Raw genomic sequence first — 17,602 nt, 5'->3', positions numbered from 1 at the left:
AATCCTGTATAATAGGAGCACTGAACTTTTTTGGAGGAGATTTGATTGGCACAGCTTTATTATAAATACGGAACGATGAACAGCGGCAAATCGTTTGAAATTATTAAGGTCGCTCACAATTACGAGGAACAAGGCAAGCAGGTGCTTATTTATTCTCCATCCGTTGGGGCTAGGGGCAGCGTTGATCGCGTAGGCTCAAGAGTCGGCTTCGAGCGTGAAGCGATTCCCGTACACGAGAGCACGAATCTTTATGACAGCGTGAAGGCTTATGTAACTGCCGCGCTGCCGTCAAAAATTTATTGCGTCCTGATCGATGAAGCGCAGTTTTTGAAGAAACATCATATTTTGGAGCTTACCCAGGTTGTGGACGAGCTCAATATACCGGTCATGGCTTTTGGCCTGAAAAATGATTTTCAAAACCAGCTGTTCGAGGGCAGCTATAATCTGCTCGTGCAAGCGGACAAAATCGAGGAGATTAAGACGATCTGCTGGTATTGCGACCGCAAGGCGACGATGGTCATCCGCTTTAATGATGGACAACCTATGAACGCAGGCGAACAGATTCAGATCGGCGGCAATGAGGATTATAAGCCGGTCTGCAGACGCTGCTACAATGAGGCATTTCGCAAGGCATAGCCGTATAGATAAAGAACCTCCAAAATCACGGTAAACGTGACGTTGGAGGTTCTTTTGCATTTCGATATTACAAGCTGAATTCGCTAGGGTTAAGGCCAAGTGTATTGCAGATATCACGAACAGCCGCTTGCTCCATAGCATCAAAATCGCCGTCCGCTGCGCCAATCGCGCTGCACACGCCCACGATGACACGTCCAACTTCAGGCTTGCTGCGGTATTTGGCAATCGCTTTAAGCGCTTCTTGCTTGCCGATCATGCCATCAAATTCGATGTTTCCTACGTAGTGATTGAAACGGTTGATCACATCGCTCATGTCAAAAACTTTAAGTTCCTCGCTGCGGCTAATATATCCAGCCATTTTTTGCTTTTCAGAAGCATCGATAGAACCGTCGGCTCCGGCAACAATCGCACAGCCTGCAACGACTGCATCCAAGAAATCTTTATTTTTGAATTTTTTGACCTGGTCGTTTAGTCCTTGTTTGGTATTCTGCAGCCATGATGTAAATGAACTCATATGGGTCAGCCTCCTATAGTGAATTGGTCATACTCTAACTCTATTGTAGATTCTAATGAGGTCAATTAGCAAATGCTGTGGAAAAATGTCTGTTTTTGCAAGCTTTTTCATGGGCATTTGCCATTGAAATAAAATGCTTAACCAGAAGCTGGCAGCCAAACGCGGATTTTTGCAACCGGTTGCAAAATCCCAAAAAACAACGCACATAATCACAAGAATGCGCCATATTTTCAAGTCCCTTTCGATTTTATACTTGTAGGTAATCTCGTCTGCAGCCGGACTTGGAAACGGGGCGGCTGAGCCGTGAGACGGCTATTACAGTTTTGAGGAGGGTTTGGATTTGAAAAGAAAGATGTCGATGATGACAGCGATTCTGTTGGTTGTATCGCTGATGACGAGCTTGCTCTCGGTAGGCGCGGCGCCTTCCGCGCAAGCAGAGGGAGCGCTTCCGACGTATTTGGATCCGGCGGCGAGCGTTGATGCCCGGGCAGCGGACTTGCTGTCGCGTATGACGCTGGAGGAACGCGCAGGACAAATGATACAGCCAGAGAAATCCAATATTACACCGGAGGAGGTAAAGCAGTATTTTATCGGCTCGGTGCTTAGCGGCGGGGGATCGTTCCCGAATGGCAAGCAGCAGGACAGCACAAGGGAAAATTGGCAGGCGCTCATAGACAGCTATCAGGACGGGGCGCTCTCGACGCGGCTTGGCATCCCGCTGTTATATGGGGTGGACGGCGTGCATGGCCATAACAATGTGAAGGGGGCAACCTTGTTCCCCCATAACATTGGCCTGGGCGCGGCAAACAATGCTGAGCTTGTGAAGCAAATCGGAGCCGCAACGGCGAAGGAAATTCGGGCGACGGGAGCAAATTGGGATTTTGCGCCAACGATTGCTGCGCCGCAGGACATTCGCTGGGGCCGTACATATGAGGGCTACAGCGGCAACCAAGCGATCTCCAAGGTGCTTGGGGCGGCCTATATCGAAGGACTCCAAGGTGAAACCGCTGCCGAGCGCAGCCAAACGAAACATGTCGTTGGCGCTGCGAAGCATTTTATAGGCGAAGGTTACACCGACAATGGCACGAATCAAGGAAATATAACGAAGTATACGGAGGACGAACTGCTTGCAACCGATTTGTCGATGTACAAGGCGGCTGTAGACGCAGGCGTGCAAACGGTTATGGCGTCCTACCACAGCATCCAAGGCTTGAAGATGCATGCGAACAAGCGGCTTCTTACCGATGTGCTGAAGGGTCAGCTTGGGTTTAAAGGATTCGTTATTTCCGATTACAACGCCATACAGCAAATAACGCGTGATCAAGATGGCAAAGCTGTCAGCGGCTTGAGAAACCAGCTGCTCGTATCCGTCAATGCTGGCGTGGACATGTTCATGCTGACAGGTGATTGGAAGGCGAGCCTGACACATTTGATCAGCCTAGTGAAGGATGGCAGCATTGCGGAGGAGCGTTTGAACGATGCCGTATTGCGCATTTTGAAAGTGAAAATTTCTTCAGGGTTATTCGAAAATCCGAAGACAGATACGGATTTGACAGGCTACTTCGGAGCGGCTGAGCATCGTGCGCTTGCACGCCAAGCGGTTGCGGAATCGCTTGTGCTCTTGAAAAATGATGTGGTGAACGGTTCGCCGATCATGTCGCAGCTGAAGGGCATGAACAAAATTTTCGTAGCCGGCAAAAACGCGAACGACATCGGCAACCAGTCCGGCGGCTGGTCGATTACATGGCAAGGCGCATCCGGAGCGATTACGACCGGAACGACCATTTATGAAGGACTTAAGGAGGTTGCAGGTGCAAGCAAGACCGTAACCTACAACAAGCACGGCCGAGGCGCTGCGGGCTATGATGTCGCAATTGCGGTAGTCGGCGAAACGCCGTATGCGGAATCGACGGGCGATCGTACAAGCTTAAATCTCGATGAAGAGGATTTGGCAACGATCGCGAATATTCGCGCGGCTGATCCGAACATCCCGCTTGTTGTCGTTCTCGTATCCGGGCGTCCGCTCACGATAGCGGATCAAATGGATGATTGGGACGCGCTCGTGGCAGCTTGGCTGCCGGGAACGGAAGGCCAAGGCGTCGCTGACGTATTGATCGGAGGCAAAGGATTCAAAGGGAAAAACCCGATTAAATGGCCATTCTATTTGACCAATTATCCGATTGTGGGAGCCGACAGCCCGAACTTGCTGTTCCCTATCGGTTATGGCTTAACGAGCGGGCAGGCTACGCCTGTGCTGCCACCTAAGCCGGTACAGACGGAGGCGCCGTCACAGCCGCTGCCGGGCAAGCTGGAAGCGGAATCTTTTGTCGCTAAGAGCAGCGGCTTGAATACGGAAGATACGACGGATACAGGCGGCGGCAAAAACATCGGCTGGACAACGGGCGGCGCTTGGCTGGACTACACGGTCAAGGTGAATGAGCCAGGCACATACAGCGCTGCGTTCCGCTATGCGGGCAACGGCGGAGCAACGGGCATAAAGATCAAGACAGGAGAAGGAGCGACAGTCGGCACGCTAAACGTAGGCTCAACAGGCGGCTGGCAGAGCTGGAGAACAGCAACGGTCGACAATGTCGTGTTAAGCAAAGCCGGTACGCAAAAGCTTCGATTGGAGTTTATTGCCGGCGATATCAACTTTAACTGGGTGGAGTTCACGCGTACTGGAGACGTTCCAGTAGGCGGCGGTGGTGGCGGCGGCGTTACGGAGCCGGGCACTGGCGGCGAACAGCAGCCGGCCCTTGTTGCCGGAGCTGTTGAATCATGGATTTCCAGCGAGCGCGACGCGGGCAACCGCCAGTGGTATTACGCTGATCGTTACCACGCTGGAGATAAGAAGCTGGAGCAGCAAGCCAATCTGGATATTACGCTGCCGGATAACAGCAAAGCAACAGCGATCACGATCAATCCGGACAAAAAATACCAGTCGATGCTAGGCATTGGCTCTTCGATGGAAGAAGCGACGATTCACAATCTTGTGAAAATGTCGCCAAGCAAGCAGGAAGAGCTGCTTCGCGGCCTGTTCGACAAGGACAACGGCATCGGCATGAGCTTGGTTCGCCTGACGATCGGAACCTCCGATTTCACAGCGCAAAAGTTTTATTCGTATGATGATTTGCCTGCTGGCGAAACGGATGTTGAGCTAGCGAAGTTTTCGATTCAGAAGGATATCGATTTTGGCATTATTCCTACCGTGAAGAAGATGCAGGCGATTAATCCGGACGTGAAGTTTTTCGCTTCGCCTTGGAGCCCGCCGGGCTGGATGAAAACAACCGGCAGCATGATTAGAGGCCAAGTGAAGGAAGAGTATCTTCCTGTTCTTGCCGCTTACTATGTGAAGTTCTTGGAGGCCTATGCGGAGCAGGGCATTTACTTCGAAGGCATGACGCTGCAAAATGAGCCGCTGCTCGAAATTGATTACCCGAGCACAGCGATGTCATGGCAGCAAGCATCACGCCTTGCGAAGCTGCTGCGCGCGAAGCTGGATCAGAACGGCAATGCGAAGATCAAAAACGTGAAGCTGTGGATGTTCGACCATAATCCTGGCGATACGATGGCTTATCCGGCGCAAATTTTAGGCAATCCGGTAGAGGGTGCCTACGACGCCATTGAAGGAACAGCGTTCCATGATTACGGCGGCGAGCTGTCCATGATGACGACTCTCCAAAACCTGTTCCCGGAGAAAAGCGTTTATTTGACGGAGCGGGCGGTATGGGGCACGTCGGGTGCCGACCGAATCGCACAATATTTCCGCAACTATGCGAGAAGCTACAACAGCTGGGTAACGATGCTCGACAGCGATATATCGTCGCATCAATGGGTAGGCATCCCTGATCCGACACCGATCGTGCAGGATTCCTCAAACCCGGACAACTATTGGAAGCTTCCGGAATATTATTTGATGGGTCAATTCACGAAATTCGTGAAGCCGGGTTACGTGCGGATCGACAGCAATTATGGATCGGCGGCAACGGTGACGAACGTCGCTTTTGCAAGCCCGGATGGCCGCGAGATTGTAACGGTGGTCATTAACCAAACCAATGATCCGCAGCCTTTCAAAATCTTGATCGACGGCCTGCAAATCAATGCGGTTATTCCGGCGAAGTCAGCCGCGACCTATCGCTGGGACCGCTCGCAAATCGCTAGCGTTCCAGCAACGATTGATGCAACACGTTTTGTCTCGGCAGAAGGCGAGTATCAGGTTAATCCGAAAGGATATTTGGGCTCGTTCAACGCTAGCGGAACGGCTTCCTTCGATTATATCGTCTCGGTAGGCGAGGCGGGCGAATACGATCTTGATCTGGCGCTCGCAGGCTTTCAGACGAATGCTTCCGTAGACTTTAAGCTGGACGGACAGCCGCTTGTTACGCTTCCGATTAATCAGACGACGTACCAATGGGAATATTTTGCGAATCAGCGCGTGCGTGTTGTGCTTCCTGCGGGTACGCATAAATTAACGATGGCTGTCAGCAAAAACGATTATAACATTAAGAGCATCACCTTCACCAAGGCGGAGTCGGCACCTATTGAGCTTCCGGGCCTTATTGAAGCAAGCAAGTTCTCATCCGCTTTGAATGTGCTTGTAAATGGATCAGCGGTCAGCTTTGCCGATCCGGATGATTGGATGGAATATAAAGTACAGGTTCCGGCAGACGGAACCTACGGCATTACTTATCAATACGCGACCGAGCAAAACGGCGCCAAAGCAGAGCTCTCAAGCGATGCTGCCGTGCTCCAAACAACGGATCTGCCAACCAGCGGAGGCTGGGATACATGGGCAGCCGTGACGGATAGCGTCACACTGACGGAAGGCTTGCATACGCTGCGGGTTCGGATCGTCGGCAGCGCATTTAATCTAAATGCGATTGCGGTTGGCCCGGCTATCCTTGCGGAGACGGCTACCATTACGGAAGGCGCAGTAGCTGGAAGCGAGCTTATTATTAATTTGTATAATGACAGCTACAAAGAGGAATTGACGGCAGCCAACTGGTCGATCGAAGGATATGCGGGAACGGTCGTAGACAGCGTATACCGTGTGGATGACCATACGGCGAAGCTTGTAATCGGCGGCTCCGTGTCTCGCGATCACGACTCTGATCGTACGCTGACGGTCACAGCCAGCGTCTACGAGGCAGCATCAGGCAGCTTAGGCCAAACGATGAAAACGAAGGTTCTCATTCAAGCTGTTGATGATGCCGAATCGTTGTCATTGTCAGAAAACGCGCTGGCTTATGGCGTTAACGGCAAGGAGTTAATCCTTACGATTGCAGGCGGCACGTTCGTAGGGCAAAACTTAAATGCGATCACCCTGACGGGTACGGGCAAGACGCTTGGGGGCGTATCGCTTCAAGCGGCTGAGCTTCTTACTCCGCAGTCCGTGAAGCTTACGCTCAATTGGAATGAGACGGTTTACTATAACGAGCTGGAGCTGCAGGTTAACGTTCCAGTGGAAGCGTACGACGATTCTACAGGAGGCACTGCATTAACGGCGAAGGCAGCACTGCTTGGCACGGAAAATGTGAAAACGCCAATTCAGCTGCTTGCCCTCGATTCGCTGGATCAATTCAATAAGCTGAGAGGCTTTACGGTAACCGGCACGGGCAGCGCAAGCGGACTATCGCAAATCGATGCAGGAGATTATGCGGATTATTTGGTTCATGTTCCGGCAACGGGCCCTTATGTCGTGACGCTAAAAGCAACGTCTGCTGGGCAGGCCTTAAACGGCATCGCCATCGAAGCGGAAAACGGCGCGGTTCGGAAAACGATCACCGTACCTAATCTTTACAATCAGGTAGTGGAACTGCGGGTCGTGATCGACCTGAAGGAGGGCGACCAAAAGATTCGTCTGGCAGCCGGCGCATCGGGCTACTCGCTGCGAGGAATCAAGTTTGAGCCGTATGCGGTACAAGTGATGGATCAAAGCGCAGCTATGAAAATTGAGGCGGAGAGCTACAGCCATGCAGACTCGGCTGCCGTTCAAAGCAACATGGACGGCCAAACGCTGAAATTCAAAAACGTAGGTTTTATCGCGGCGGCGGGCTCGCTTTATTTTGACGTCAGCATCGCGAAATCAGCTTTCTACAAAGTGACTTATCGTTATGCTACGCCACAAGCGGGCGTGAGCGGAACATTGTCGGTGGACGGCCACAAGCTGTCGACAACGGCGCTTGGAGCAAGCGGAGGCTGGGACGCCTATACCGAGACTTCCGGTATTGTACAGCTTGCGGAAGGCGTGCAAACGATCCAATTCACGAGCAATAATGACGGAGCGAATCTGGACTGGATGTCGCTTGAAGAGACAGAGGCGGCTGCGCCGATCGAAGGCAGCACAGCGCTTCCGAAAGCTTCGCTTAAAGCTGGAGCTTACAAAGGCACAAAAACGGTTGTTTTATCGTCTGCAACAGAAGGAGCTTCCATCTACTACACGACGGATGGAACTTTGCCAAGCAGCGCGAATGGCAAACGATATAACGGGCAGCTTACGCTGTCGGAGCTGACAGTGCTCCGCACAATCGCCGTTAAAGCAGGCATGAAGGACAGCTTTGTCGCACCATTTACGTATATCATTACGCCAGGCGGGGTGCAGCCAACGCCGGAACCAACAACAGAACCAACAACAGAACCAACAACAGAACCAACAACAGAACCAACAACAGAACCAACAACAGAACCAACAACAGAACCAACAACAGAACCAACAACAGAACCAACAACAGAACCAACAACAGAACCAACAACAGAACCAACAACAGAACCAACAACAGAACCAACAACAGAACCAACAACAGAACCAACAACAGAACCAACAACAGAACCAACAACAGAACCAACAACAGAACCAACAACAGAACCAACAACAGAACCAACAACAGAACCAACAACAGAACCAACAACAGAACCAACAACAGAACCAACAACAGAACCAACAACAGAACCAACAACAGAACCAACAACAGAACCAACAACAGAACCAACAACAGAACCAACAACAGAACCAACAACAGAACCAACAACAGAACCAACAACAGAACCAACAACAGAACCAACAACAGAACCAACAACAGAACCAACAACAGAACCAACAACAGAACCAACAACAGAACCAACAACAGAACCAACAACAGAACCAACAACAGAACCAACAACAGAACCAACAACAGAACCAACAACAGAACCAACAACAGAACCAACAACAGAACCAACAACAGAGCCAACAACAGAGCCAACAACATCGCCAACGCCGGCACCGACGCCAGTGGCAACACCGGCGCCAACAACGGCACCGACGAAGGCACCGGGCGGCAAAGCCATCCCAGCGCCAACACCGGTCATCGACACGGCTAGCGGGCTCGGCAAAACAACGATAAGCCAAACGCTTATCGACGGCGCTTTGAAGCCTGGTCAAGGTGGAATTGATGAAGTTCAAGCGGTAACTATCGAGGTTCCGAAAGTGAGCGGAGCTAAGGGCTATGAGGTGCAATTGCCTAAAGAGTCGATTAGCGCAGCGAAGCTAGCGATTCAATATGAAATTGTAACGAATATAGGAACGGTCACCCTGCCAAGCAACATGCTGGCATCGGTGCCTGCAAGTGCGAAGCAGGTGTCCATCGTAATCTCAAGCGTTGACAAGGCGAAGCTTACCGAAGAGGCGCAAGCCGCACTTGGTGATCGCCATGCCATCGAACTGAGCCTCTACGTGGACGGGGTTAAAGTGGAATGGAGCAATCCAGAAGCTGCTGTAAACGTATCGCTTGCCTACAGCCCAAGCGCGGAGGAAAAACAGAACTCCGAGCATATTACGGTATGGTACATCGACGCGGCAGGCAAAGTCATTGCGGTTCCAAGCGGTAAATACAATGAAACGAAAGGCACCGTAGCCTTTACTGTTCATCATTTCAGCACCTATGCGATTGCTTACGTGAACAAATCGTTTGATGACCTAGGCAAGCACGCTTGGGCGAAGCAAGCGATTGAGGTTATGGCATCCAAAGGCGTTATTAACGGCGTATCGGAAAAAGCTTACGCGCCGGCGCAGCAGGTGAAGCGCTCAGACTTCATCACGCTGCTTGTCAAAACGTTAGGCTTAAGCGCAGCGGTTGACGGTAACTTCACCGATGTAGCGCAGAATGCTTACTACTACGATGCAGTTGGCATTGCGAAGAAGTTAGGTATTGTTACCGGACGCGAAGGCGGTGCCTTTGATCCGAATGCATCGATCACAAGGCAAGAAATGATCGCGATGACCGCAAGAGCTTTAAAAGCCTCCGGCAAAAAGCTGCAAGCGGGAAGCACGGATCAGCTGAAGCCGTTCTCGGATTTGAACCAGCTGGCTTCCTATGCGGAGGACAGTGCGGCCCTTCTTGTAGCGAACGGCATTGTGAAGGGAGACGGCTCCAAGCTGAATCCGCTTGGACATACGACTCGAGCGGAAGCGGCAGTTATTATGTATGCGATTTATAACAAATAAGTAAGCTTCAAATTGAAGCAGGCCATGGTTAATCCATGGTCTGTTTTTTTTTTGCTGCTGCAAGATATTGAGTTTAGGCAGGTTTTCAGCGGTGCTTTGCGCAATAGACGCGCCTAATATCGCGAGCTTTCATTGAACGCTGCAATTTGTGCAATATACGAGCTTCGTATCGGCAAGGGTGACTCTTACTCAGTATTTTGTACAACGCAAAAGTGCGGATTCTATGAAAATTTTTTCAAATTAGCCTTGTGCCGTTCACTCTACTAATCTCTCGAATAGGATGAGGGTAACAATTGGAAGGAGTTGATCATGTGTCATTTTATCTAAAGCTGCGCACGTACCAAGGCAGAGACGTAGAGGTGGTTCTCTCGAACGGCGAAGTAATTGCGGGTGTTTTGATTAAGGTAGGCTTCTCCTTTGTGGTGGGTCAAGCTTTAAGCATACCCGGATACAGCGGCACGGAGGATGTGCTGATTCGCTCGCGGGTCATTGATTATGTTCGAATATTTTAGGCAGGGCTGCACGGATGGCGGGCGAAGACGGGATCTGGTCAAGCGGCTGATCGAAGACAAGCAGGCGATGCCTGTGCTCAGGCAAGGAACGGATTTCTCCCAAGCCGGAAAACGCAGCACAGCCAAGCAGCGCTTATCCGTCATTATTCCTGCTCAGAACGAGGAAGCGGCTATTGGCCGTGTCATTCAAGAGGTAAAGCAGCTGTCGCCTGCTGAAATTATCGTTGTCGTAAACGGAAGCTTCGATCGAACGGAGAAGATCGCGCATGGGCTTGGCGCGTCCATTATTGGATTTCAGGAGCCGCTGGGAACAGATGTCGGCCGGGCAATCGGAGCTTTGGCATCCTCCGGTGAGCAATTATTGTTTGTGGATGGTGATTTTGTTATCCCGTGGAAGGAGCTTGTCCCGTTTGCTGATGTGGTGCTGCATGAATGTGATTTGGCTGTCAATAAGCTGGATCACCATCTTCGCATGCGCATTCCATGGAGTGCCGTAACGACGCTGAAAATAGCGCTAAATATGGCTTTGGGCCGCGAGGAGCTTGCGAATGCGTCGCTTGTACCCGTACCTTTCGCCATGAATAGACGGGTGCTTGAAGCCATTCCCTGGTCCTCGCTGTTGTGCCCGCCGAAGGCATACGCGCTTGCTGTGCTTAGCGGCTTGTCCATCAAGGCTGTGCATAAGGTCGAGGTGGATCGGCTGAACCGCTACAGGCCCCATAAGCACAATAAGCAAGGGGACGACCACTCGCCGGCTGCGATGCAAATTATCGGAGATCATTTTGAAGCTCTGCATGCCATCCATAGCAGAAAGGGGAATGAAGGAGACAAATGGTGCAGAGAGAGCCTGGAAAAGTAAGTATCGTTATAACTAACCATAATCGAGCGGCGTATTTGGCCGAATGTCTGGATAGCTTGCATCGGCAGACTTATGTGAATAAGGAGATTATTATCGTTGACGATGCATCATCCGATCGATCGATCGACGTCGTGAGAGCATGGTGCGAGAAAAATGGGGTAGTCGGCACAGATTCACTTATCCTCGTAAAGCTGCCTAGAAATGCTGGATTTTCTGGAGCTATAACAACGGGCTTCTTCCTTGCCCGCGGGGAGTTTATCGCAGTGCAGGATGCAGATGATTTCTCGCATTCCTCCCGTTTGGAGAAACAAGTGGCTTATTTGCAAAGCGAGCCGGATGTCGCGTTGGTCGGAACGAACTACGCTGCCTTTAAGGATGCGGAGAAAGATCGGCAATATGTGCCGGCTAACTGGCTAAGTTATGGCGAGGAGATCCGCAGCGTTTACCGAAAGGGCGGTCACTGCGTCTGCCATGGAACGATCATGTTTCGCGGCGATGTGTTTGACCGTATCGGAGGGCTTAGCCGGAAAATCGTCGGTGCAGAGGATTACGATTTTATCGTCAAGTTTTTGGAGCATAAGGCCCGCATAGAAAATATGCCCGAAATTTTATATTACTACCGCTTGCATACGAATCAACGCTCGTTAGCCTATTATTCCAAAAAGGAGTGAATGAAATGACAAGCTCGCCGTTATCCGTGTTGATGGCTCTGGACAGTATGGATGCCGGTGGCACGGAAACTCATGTATTAAGCTTGGCAAGGGCATTAATAAGCAGCGGTCAACGAGTGAGCCTAATTTCATCGGAGGGCCTAATGAGACCGCAGTTCGAAGAAGCGGGCTGCTCCGTGTTTTTATACGATTTTCGAGCAGCCAGCTCGCCAGCTTATGCGGATCGATTAGCGAGGCTGGTGGACATGATGCGAAGGCAAAAGATTGACATTGTTCACGTTCATCAGACGCCGTCAGGCCTGCTAGCCGCAAGAGCGGCAGAGCAATTAGCGATCCCGATGGTCTTCACCGCACATGGCACTTATTATCCGCAAGCGACCATAAAGAGCATTCTTGCCTCCTCCAAGGCGGTTATCAGCGTAAGTCCCCCCGTTCAAAAATATATCGAGCAGCTAGGATCCACGTCTGCAATCGTACCGAATGGGATCGATTTGCTCGCGTTTTATCCTACTCCGCAATCGAGCTTGCGCTCTGATCTAGGCATTTCTGAGGATGCAGTCGTTCTGGTCTACGCAAGCCGGCTGGCATGGGGAAAAGCGACGGCTTGCGACACGCTGCTGCGTGCGATGAAGGATCTTCATCGATACGGTTGGGACCGGCTGCAGCTGATCGTCGTAGGAGACGGGCCCAAATTCGAGCCGCTCAAAAAGCTCGCGTCCTTCATAGAGGAGGAGAGCGGTAGCAAGTTCATTCATATGGTAGGCAAGCAGGCACAAATGCGAGAGTACTATAATGCCGCAGACATCGTCGTAGGTACAGGTAGGGTAGCGCTGGAAGCGATGGCTTGCGAGAAGCCTGTGCTTGCTACCGGCAACCACGGCTATTTTGGCTGGGTGGAGCCGGACAATTACGAGCAGGCATGGATGCACTATTTTGGAGACCATGGATCAAACGCTCCTCATTCACGGTATCTTTATTCGAACGACATCGCACAGGGCTGCAGGCGGATAGATGAGCTGCGGGTGCTTGGAAAAGAAGGGAAACGGTGGATTGAGCGTGAGTTTCAGATTGGCCGGGTACTTGAACAGACGATGAATGTGTACCGTGTTGCCTTAGGCAATTCATCTTGAAGGGTGGTAGAGCATGAAACGAATTTTGTATTTGGGCTGGCTTGGATTTAATAACATTGGCGATGAATTGATGTGGCTCTTGTTCCGGGATCTGTGCAGATCCTATCTGCCTGACAAGCATTATGATGTCCTTCCATCGATACCGGGCGTCGATATCCACAATCCGGGTCCATATGACACGGTTGTGCTGGGCGGCGGCTCGCTCCTCATTCCAGGTTATATTGATGTCGCTTATCAAGCGGTTAAGAAAAATAAGAGGGTGTTAATCTGGGGAAGCGGCCATGACAGGCAGGAATATCCCGCGCTGGGTGCTTCCGGCAAAGTAACAACGAATCTTGCCTACACGGCAGAAAATGAAGCTACAAACGCGAAGCTGGCGGAGCTGGTTCGGAGCTCTGTATTTTGCGGCGTCCGCGGGCCCTTATCCTATCAATTTCTTGAGGATTCCGGCGTTGACATGGAGCATGCGATCATTAGCGGCGATCCAGCCTTTCTGCTTCATCCTCCTTCGCCGCGCAAACGGGGGCAGGAGAGCCGGACGATCGGCGTAAACTGGGGTACCGCTTATAATCGGATTTTTGGCGGCAATGAGGAGAAAGTGGAGCAGCAATTGGCGGAGGCGCTGCGCCAGCTGATTTGCAAGGGCTACCGCATTCATATTTTCCCGGTATGGGGTCCGGACCGGGAGGCTTGCAAGCGATTGTACGCGAAGCTTGGAAACACGGACAAAGTAGAGCTTGATCTTGAGCTCTATCACCATGATGATTTGCTTGATCGGATGAAATCGTACGCGCTGACGATCAACTTCAAGCTGCATGCCAGTTATTTATCTGCTGCTGCCGGCGTGCCTTTCATAAGCCTTGGCTACCGGTTCAAATCCATCGATTTTGGCCTCTCTATCCAGCTTCCTGAATTCGTGCTGTCGACGGGAGACGAGCGGTTAGGGGAGAGCATTCTGGATCGAGTGGGCAGCATTGAGAAGGAATCGGAGGATATCCGCAGAACGATCAGTGCCGAGAAAGAAAAATATCGTTTGCTCCTCGAGAAGCCATTTCGCGAGGGACTGCTTTAACCGCGCGGCCATCCATCCATAAAGAGAAGCTGCCCAAGGGATATGACCTTGGGCAGCTTCTCTTTTTTTTCGAATTTTGCCAAATTCAAGTTGACAGTAAAAAATAGTTTATGATATATAAAAGGAAGGATTAGCACTCTACGGATTTGAGTGCTAATATGGAAGAGGTACAAGCTTTTGCCGCCAGAGGCAGGCAGTAGCCGTTATGCTTGAATGATGAATGGAAAGGGGACTTACTCATGTCCAAAACACAGTTTAAAGCAGAATCGAAACGATTGCTGGAAATGATGATTAACTCCATTTATACGCAAAGAGAGATCTTCCTTAGAGAGCTGATCTCTAATGCGAGCGATGCCATCGACAAACTATATTACAAAGCGCTAACCGACGAGAAATTGGTATTCAACAAAGAAGATTATTACGTTAAAGTCGTTGCCGACAAGGAAAACCGGACGCTTACGATTACGGATACAGGTATTGGCATGACGAAGGAAGATCTTGAAAACAATCTTGGCGTCATTGCGAAGAGCGGCTCCTTTGCGTTCAAAAATGAAAATGAGCTGAAGGACGGCCACAATATCATCGGCCAATTCGGCGTCGGTTTCTACTCGGCGTTTATGGTGGCTGACGTAGTTACGGTCGTGACCAAGGCTCTCGGCAGCGACGAGGCTTTCAAATGGGAATCAACGGGTGCGGACGGCTACACGATCGAGCCTTGCGAGAAGGATTCGGTAGGTACGGAAATCGTATTGAACATTAAGGAAAATACCGAGGATGATCAATACGACGAGTATTTGGAGGAGTACCGCCTCAAATCCATTATCAAAAAATATTCCGACTTCATCCGTTATCCGATCAAGATGGATGTGAAGGGACAACGCCCTAAAGCTGACGCGGAAAACGAGTTTGAGGAATACCAAGAAGAGCAAACCGTCAACAGCATGGTGCCGATCTGGCGGAAAAATAAAAACGAGCTTACGCAGGAAGATTACGATCAATTTTATTTCGAAAAACGCTACGGCTTCGATAAGCCGATTAAGCATCTTCATATTAGCGCGGACGGCGCTGTCGTTTATAATGCGATCTTGTACATTCCGGAGAGCACGCCTTTTGATTACTATACGAAGGAATTTGAGAAAGGGCTGGAGCTTTATTCGAATGGCGTGTTGATTATGGATAAATGCTCGGACCTGCTTCCTGATTATTTCAGCTTCGTTAAAGGGATGGTTGATTCGGAGGATCTATCGCTCAACATTTCAAGAGAAATGCTGCAGCATGACCGCCAGCTGAAGCTGATTGCAAAAAACATCAACAGCAAAATCAAAAGCGCCCTGCAGGGCATTTTGAAGGATGATCGCGACAAGTACGAGTCCTTCTACAAAGCGTTCGGCAGACAGCTTAAATTTGGGGTATACAACGATTACGGCGTGAATAAGGACGTGCTTCAGGACTTGCTGCTGTTCCACTCCTCCAAGGAGAAAAAGCTTGTCACGCTGGATGAATACGTATCGAGAATGAGCGAGGACCAGAAATATATTTATTATGCTTCGGGCGAGTCGATTGAAAGAATCGATAGACTGCCGCAAACCGAGATGGTGACGGATAAAGGCTACGAGATTTTGTACTTTACCGATGATATCGATGAATTTGCAATCAAGATGGTCTCGAAGTATAAGGATAAAGAGTTTAAGTCGGTATCGAGCGGCGATCTAGGCATTGAAGCGGATGATAAGGATGAAGAATCGGCCGAAGAGCAGGATTTGAACAAAGAGCTGTTTGAGCAGATGAAAACGATCCTTCAGGATAAAGTGAAGAGCGTAAAAGCGTCAAAACGACTCAAAACCCATCCTGTATGCTTGTCCACTGAGGGCGAAGTAACGATCGAAATGGAAAAAATATTGAAGGCGATGCCGAACAGCCAGGATGTCAAAGCGGACAAGGTGCTCGAAATCAATATTAACCATGACATTTTCCAATCGCTCAAAAACGCCTACAGCAACGATAAAGAGAAGCTGAGCCTCTACACGAGCTTGCTTTATAATCAAGCGCTGTTAATCGAAGGGCTGCCTATTCAAGATCCGGTAGCGTTCACGAATGATATCTGTAAAGTAATGGCTTAATTTCGAGCTACAAAAAACAACCCGCACCGGCTTATGCCAGTGCGGGTTGTTTGCCGTCATAAAAGCTAAACGTATTTTTGCCGCTTCGTTTGGAGTGATAGAGCGCCTGATCCGCGCAAGCATAGAGCTCATCGGAATCCTGGGCATGTTCCGGTGCAAGCGCAATTCCAATCGAAACCGTCGTGCGGAAATCGTTCACCACATTGATCCCCTTGATTTCAATAGGGCGCTTGAGCTCATGAATAATGTGGCTGGCTGCTTCGAGAGCGATCTGCCTGTCATCGATATGGTTCAAAATTACGGCAAACTCATCGCCGCCAAGGCGCGCGGTTATCGCATCGGGATAAGTCACAGCGGAACGGATCCGTTTGCTGATTTCTTGAAGAAACGAATCTCCCGCATCATGCCCGAGCCGATCGTTGACCATTTTGAAATTATCAAGATCGATAAGAAGCAATGCCGTGTTGCTCTGTTTTTTCTTGTTTTTCTCTATGCTTGATATAAGGGAGTTTTCAAACGCCGCGCGATTGAAGAGGCCTGTCAATAAATCATGGGAGGCCAGGTACATCGGTTTTGCCACAAGCCTCGTTATGATGTAGGAAATGATAAGCGCTATGGCGATTGTCGCTAACAGCTGAAGCAGGAACACATGCCTGTTCTGCTGCAGCTTGGTTTGCAGCTCCTGCTCGTTGTATATGATCTCGATGATGCGCTGATCGGTAAAGCGGGTTATCGCGTTGTCCACTTGAATCGTGTAGGGGACATAGCGATAAGTAACCGGCAAGCCATCCCTCTCGCTTGCGATCTCCTGTACGGTGGAATTTGCGTACGCTTGGCTGAAGACAGGCATATTTTGCTTGGCGACGACGAGCGACTTTCCATCCGCGCCCGTTTTGCCAATCGACTTGCCCGTCGTCGTGAACACGGTGATGTCGTTGATATAGCTGTATTTTTCGATAAGGCTGTTGCTGATTTCGAGAAAATTGAAGCTTTGGAAGATCGGATTATTATCGAGATACAAGCCAAGCTCGATCAAATATTTGTGGTCAGGGGTGGGGATATAGCTGTACTTTCTGATTTTCCCCGTATTCGTTTCCTGATCGAGCCCATCCGCTACGAACGTGTTCTCCTTTAGCCTCTCTTTCAAGAGATGCGAGAAGGAGCCCGCCGCGCCTCCATCGTCAGCGAAGCTTAGACCAACATCCAAAGGGAAGCTGCTGTGCCGAACGGTCATTGTATCGTCAATGATGTAAATGTCCATTCCATCGAGCTGCCCTTTGAGCGCTTGGTAGTCCCAGGATGCAACATCCGGATTTTCATAGTATTTTTGCAGCAAACGGTGGGAGTAGGCTCTCATCTTATTCTCGATGTCCCTATCTGAAATGAGAAATGCTTTGTCTGCTGCCGAGACCGCGGTGACGACGGTATCTTCGACTAAAGCGGATTCGCGTTTATAACCGGCGATCAAGTTATCCTTTAAACGATGCTGGTTGACCAGCGATACGCTGAAGGTCAGCAAAATGGTGAAGACACCCATAATGGTCATGAGCTTAGCGTTGAAACTAAATTGCACGGCAATACCTCCTCTACGATATTCATGCATTGC

The 17,602-nt window shown here is 50.2% G+C and carries 10 protein-coding genes; 8 read left to right on the top strand and 2 right to left on the bottom strand.

The window, feature by feature from the left end; all coding sequences use genetic code 11:
* Window positions 1-45: 45 nt before the first annotated feature.
* Window positions 46-636: a thymidine kinase gene (locus tag A7975_RS16855; RefSeq protein ID WP_065385831.1), complete on the top strand. Its 591-nt coding sequence runs from the start codon at window positions 46-48 to the stop codon at window positions 634-636.
* A 67-nt stretch (window positions 637-703) separates the two neighbouring features.
* Here the strand turns inward: A7975_RS16855 and A7975_RS16850 are convergent, their stop codons facing one another.
* The gene (locus A7975_RS16850) at window positions 704-1,150 is read right to left on the bottom strand and encodes a tellurite resistance TerB family protein (RefSeq protein WP_053372578.1); all 447 of its coding nucleotides are present in this window, start codon (window positions 1,148-1,150) and stop codon (window positions 704-706) included.
* 340 nt (window positions 1,151-1,490) lie between these two features.
* On the opposite strand from A7975_RS16850, the gene A7975_RS34235 reads away from it, so the two are divergent.
* The 7 genes from A7975_RS34235 to htpG all read left to right on the top strand — a co-directional run bounded on the left by A7975_RS34235 (window position 1,491) and on the right by htpG (window position 15,996).
* Complete coding sequence (locus A7975_RS34235; RefSeq protein ID WP_065385830.1) at window positions 1,491-9,632, top strand: glycoside hydrolase family 3 N-terminal domain-containing protein; 8,142 nt, start codon at window positions 1,491-1,493, stop codon at window positions 9,630-9,632.
* Window positions 9,633-9,943: 311 nt separating this feature from the next.
* A complete protein-coding gene (locus tag A7975_RS16840; RefSeq protein ID WP_141680318.1) occupies window positions 9,944-10,144 on the top strand; it encodes a hypothetical protein in 201 nt (66 codons plus the stop codon).
* On the top strand, window positions 10,128-11,003 hold the full coding sequence (locus A7975_RS16835) for a glycosyltransferase family 2 protein (RefSeq protein ID WP_065385828.1): 876 nt from the start codon (window positions 10,128-10,130) through the stop codon (window positions 11,001-11,003). The genes A7975_RS16840 and A7975_RS16835 overlap by 17 nt, the downstream gene beginning before the upstream one ends.
* Window positions 10,976-11,674 carry a glycosyltransferase family 2 protein gene (locus tag A7975_RS16830; protein ID WP_053372575.1) on the top strand — a complete coding sequence of 233 codons (699 nt, stop codon included), beginning with the start codon at window positions 10,976-10,978 and terminating at the stop codon, window positions 11,672-11,674. Before A7975_RS16835 ends, A7975_RS16830 begins: the two co-directional genes overlap by 28 nt.
* Before the next feature lie 5 nt (window positions 11,675-11,679).
* The gene (locus A7975_RS16825) at window positions 11,680-12,804 is read left to right on the top strand and encodes a glycosyltransferase (protein WP_065385827.1); all 1,125 of its coding nucleotides are present in this window, start codon (window positions 11,680-11,682) and stop codon (window positions 12,802-12,804) included.
* Between the two features lie 13 nt (window positions 12,805-12,817).
* A complete protein-coding gene (locus A7975_RS16820) occupies window positions 12,818-13,876 on the top strand; it encodes a polysaccharide pyruvyl transferase family protein (RefSeq protein ID WP_065385826.1) in 1,059 nt (352 codons plus the stop codon).
* Between the two features lie 239 nt (window positions 13,877-14,115).
* On the top strand, window positions 14,116-15,996 hold the full coding sequence (htpG, locus tag A7975_RS16815; RefSeq protein ID WP_053372572.1) for a molecular chaperone HtpG: 1,881 nt from the start codon (window positions 14,116-14,118) through the stop codon (window positions 15,994-15,996).
* Between the two features lie 31 nt (window positions 15,997-16,027).
* Here htpG and A7975_RS16810 read toward each other — a convergent pair whose 3' ends face one another.
* Window positions 16,028-17,569, bottom strand: coding sequence for a GGDEF domain-containing protein (locus tag A7975_RS16810; protein ID WP_065385825.1), 1,542 nt, complete (start codon window positions 17,567-17,569; stop codon window positions 16,028-16,030).
* Window positions 17,570-17,602 lie beyond the last annotated feature (33 nt).

The sequence above is a fragment of the Bacillus sp. FJAT-26390 genome (assembly GCF_001682865.1).
In the GTDB taxonomy this organism is placed as follows: Bacteria; Bacillota; Bacilli; order Paenibacillales; family Paenibacillaceae; genus Pristimantibacillus.
Note: the sequence above shows the minus strand (reverse complement) of the source record. Positions and strands in the feature narration are given on the sequence as shown.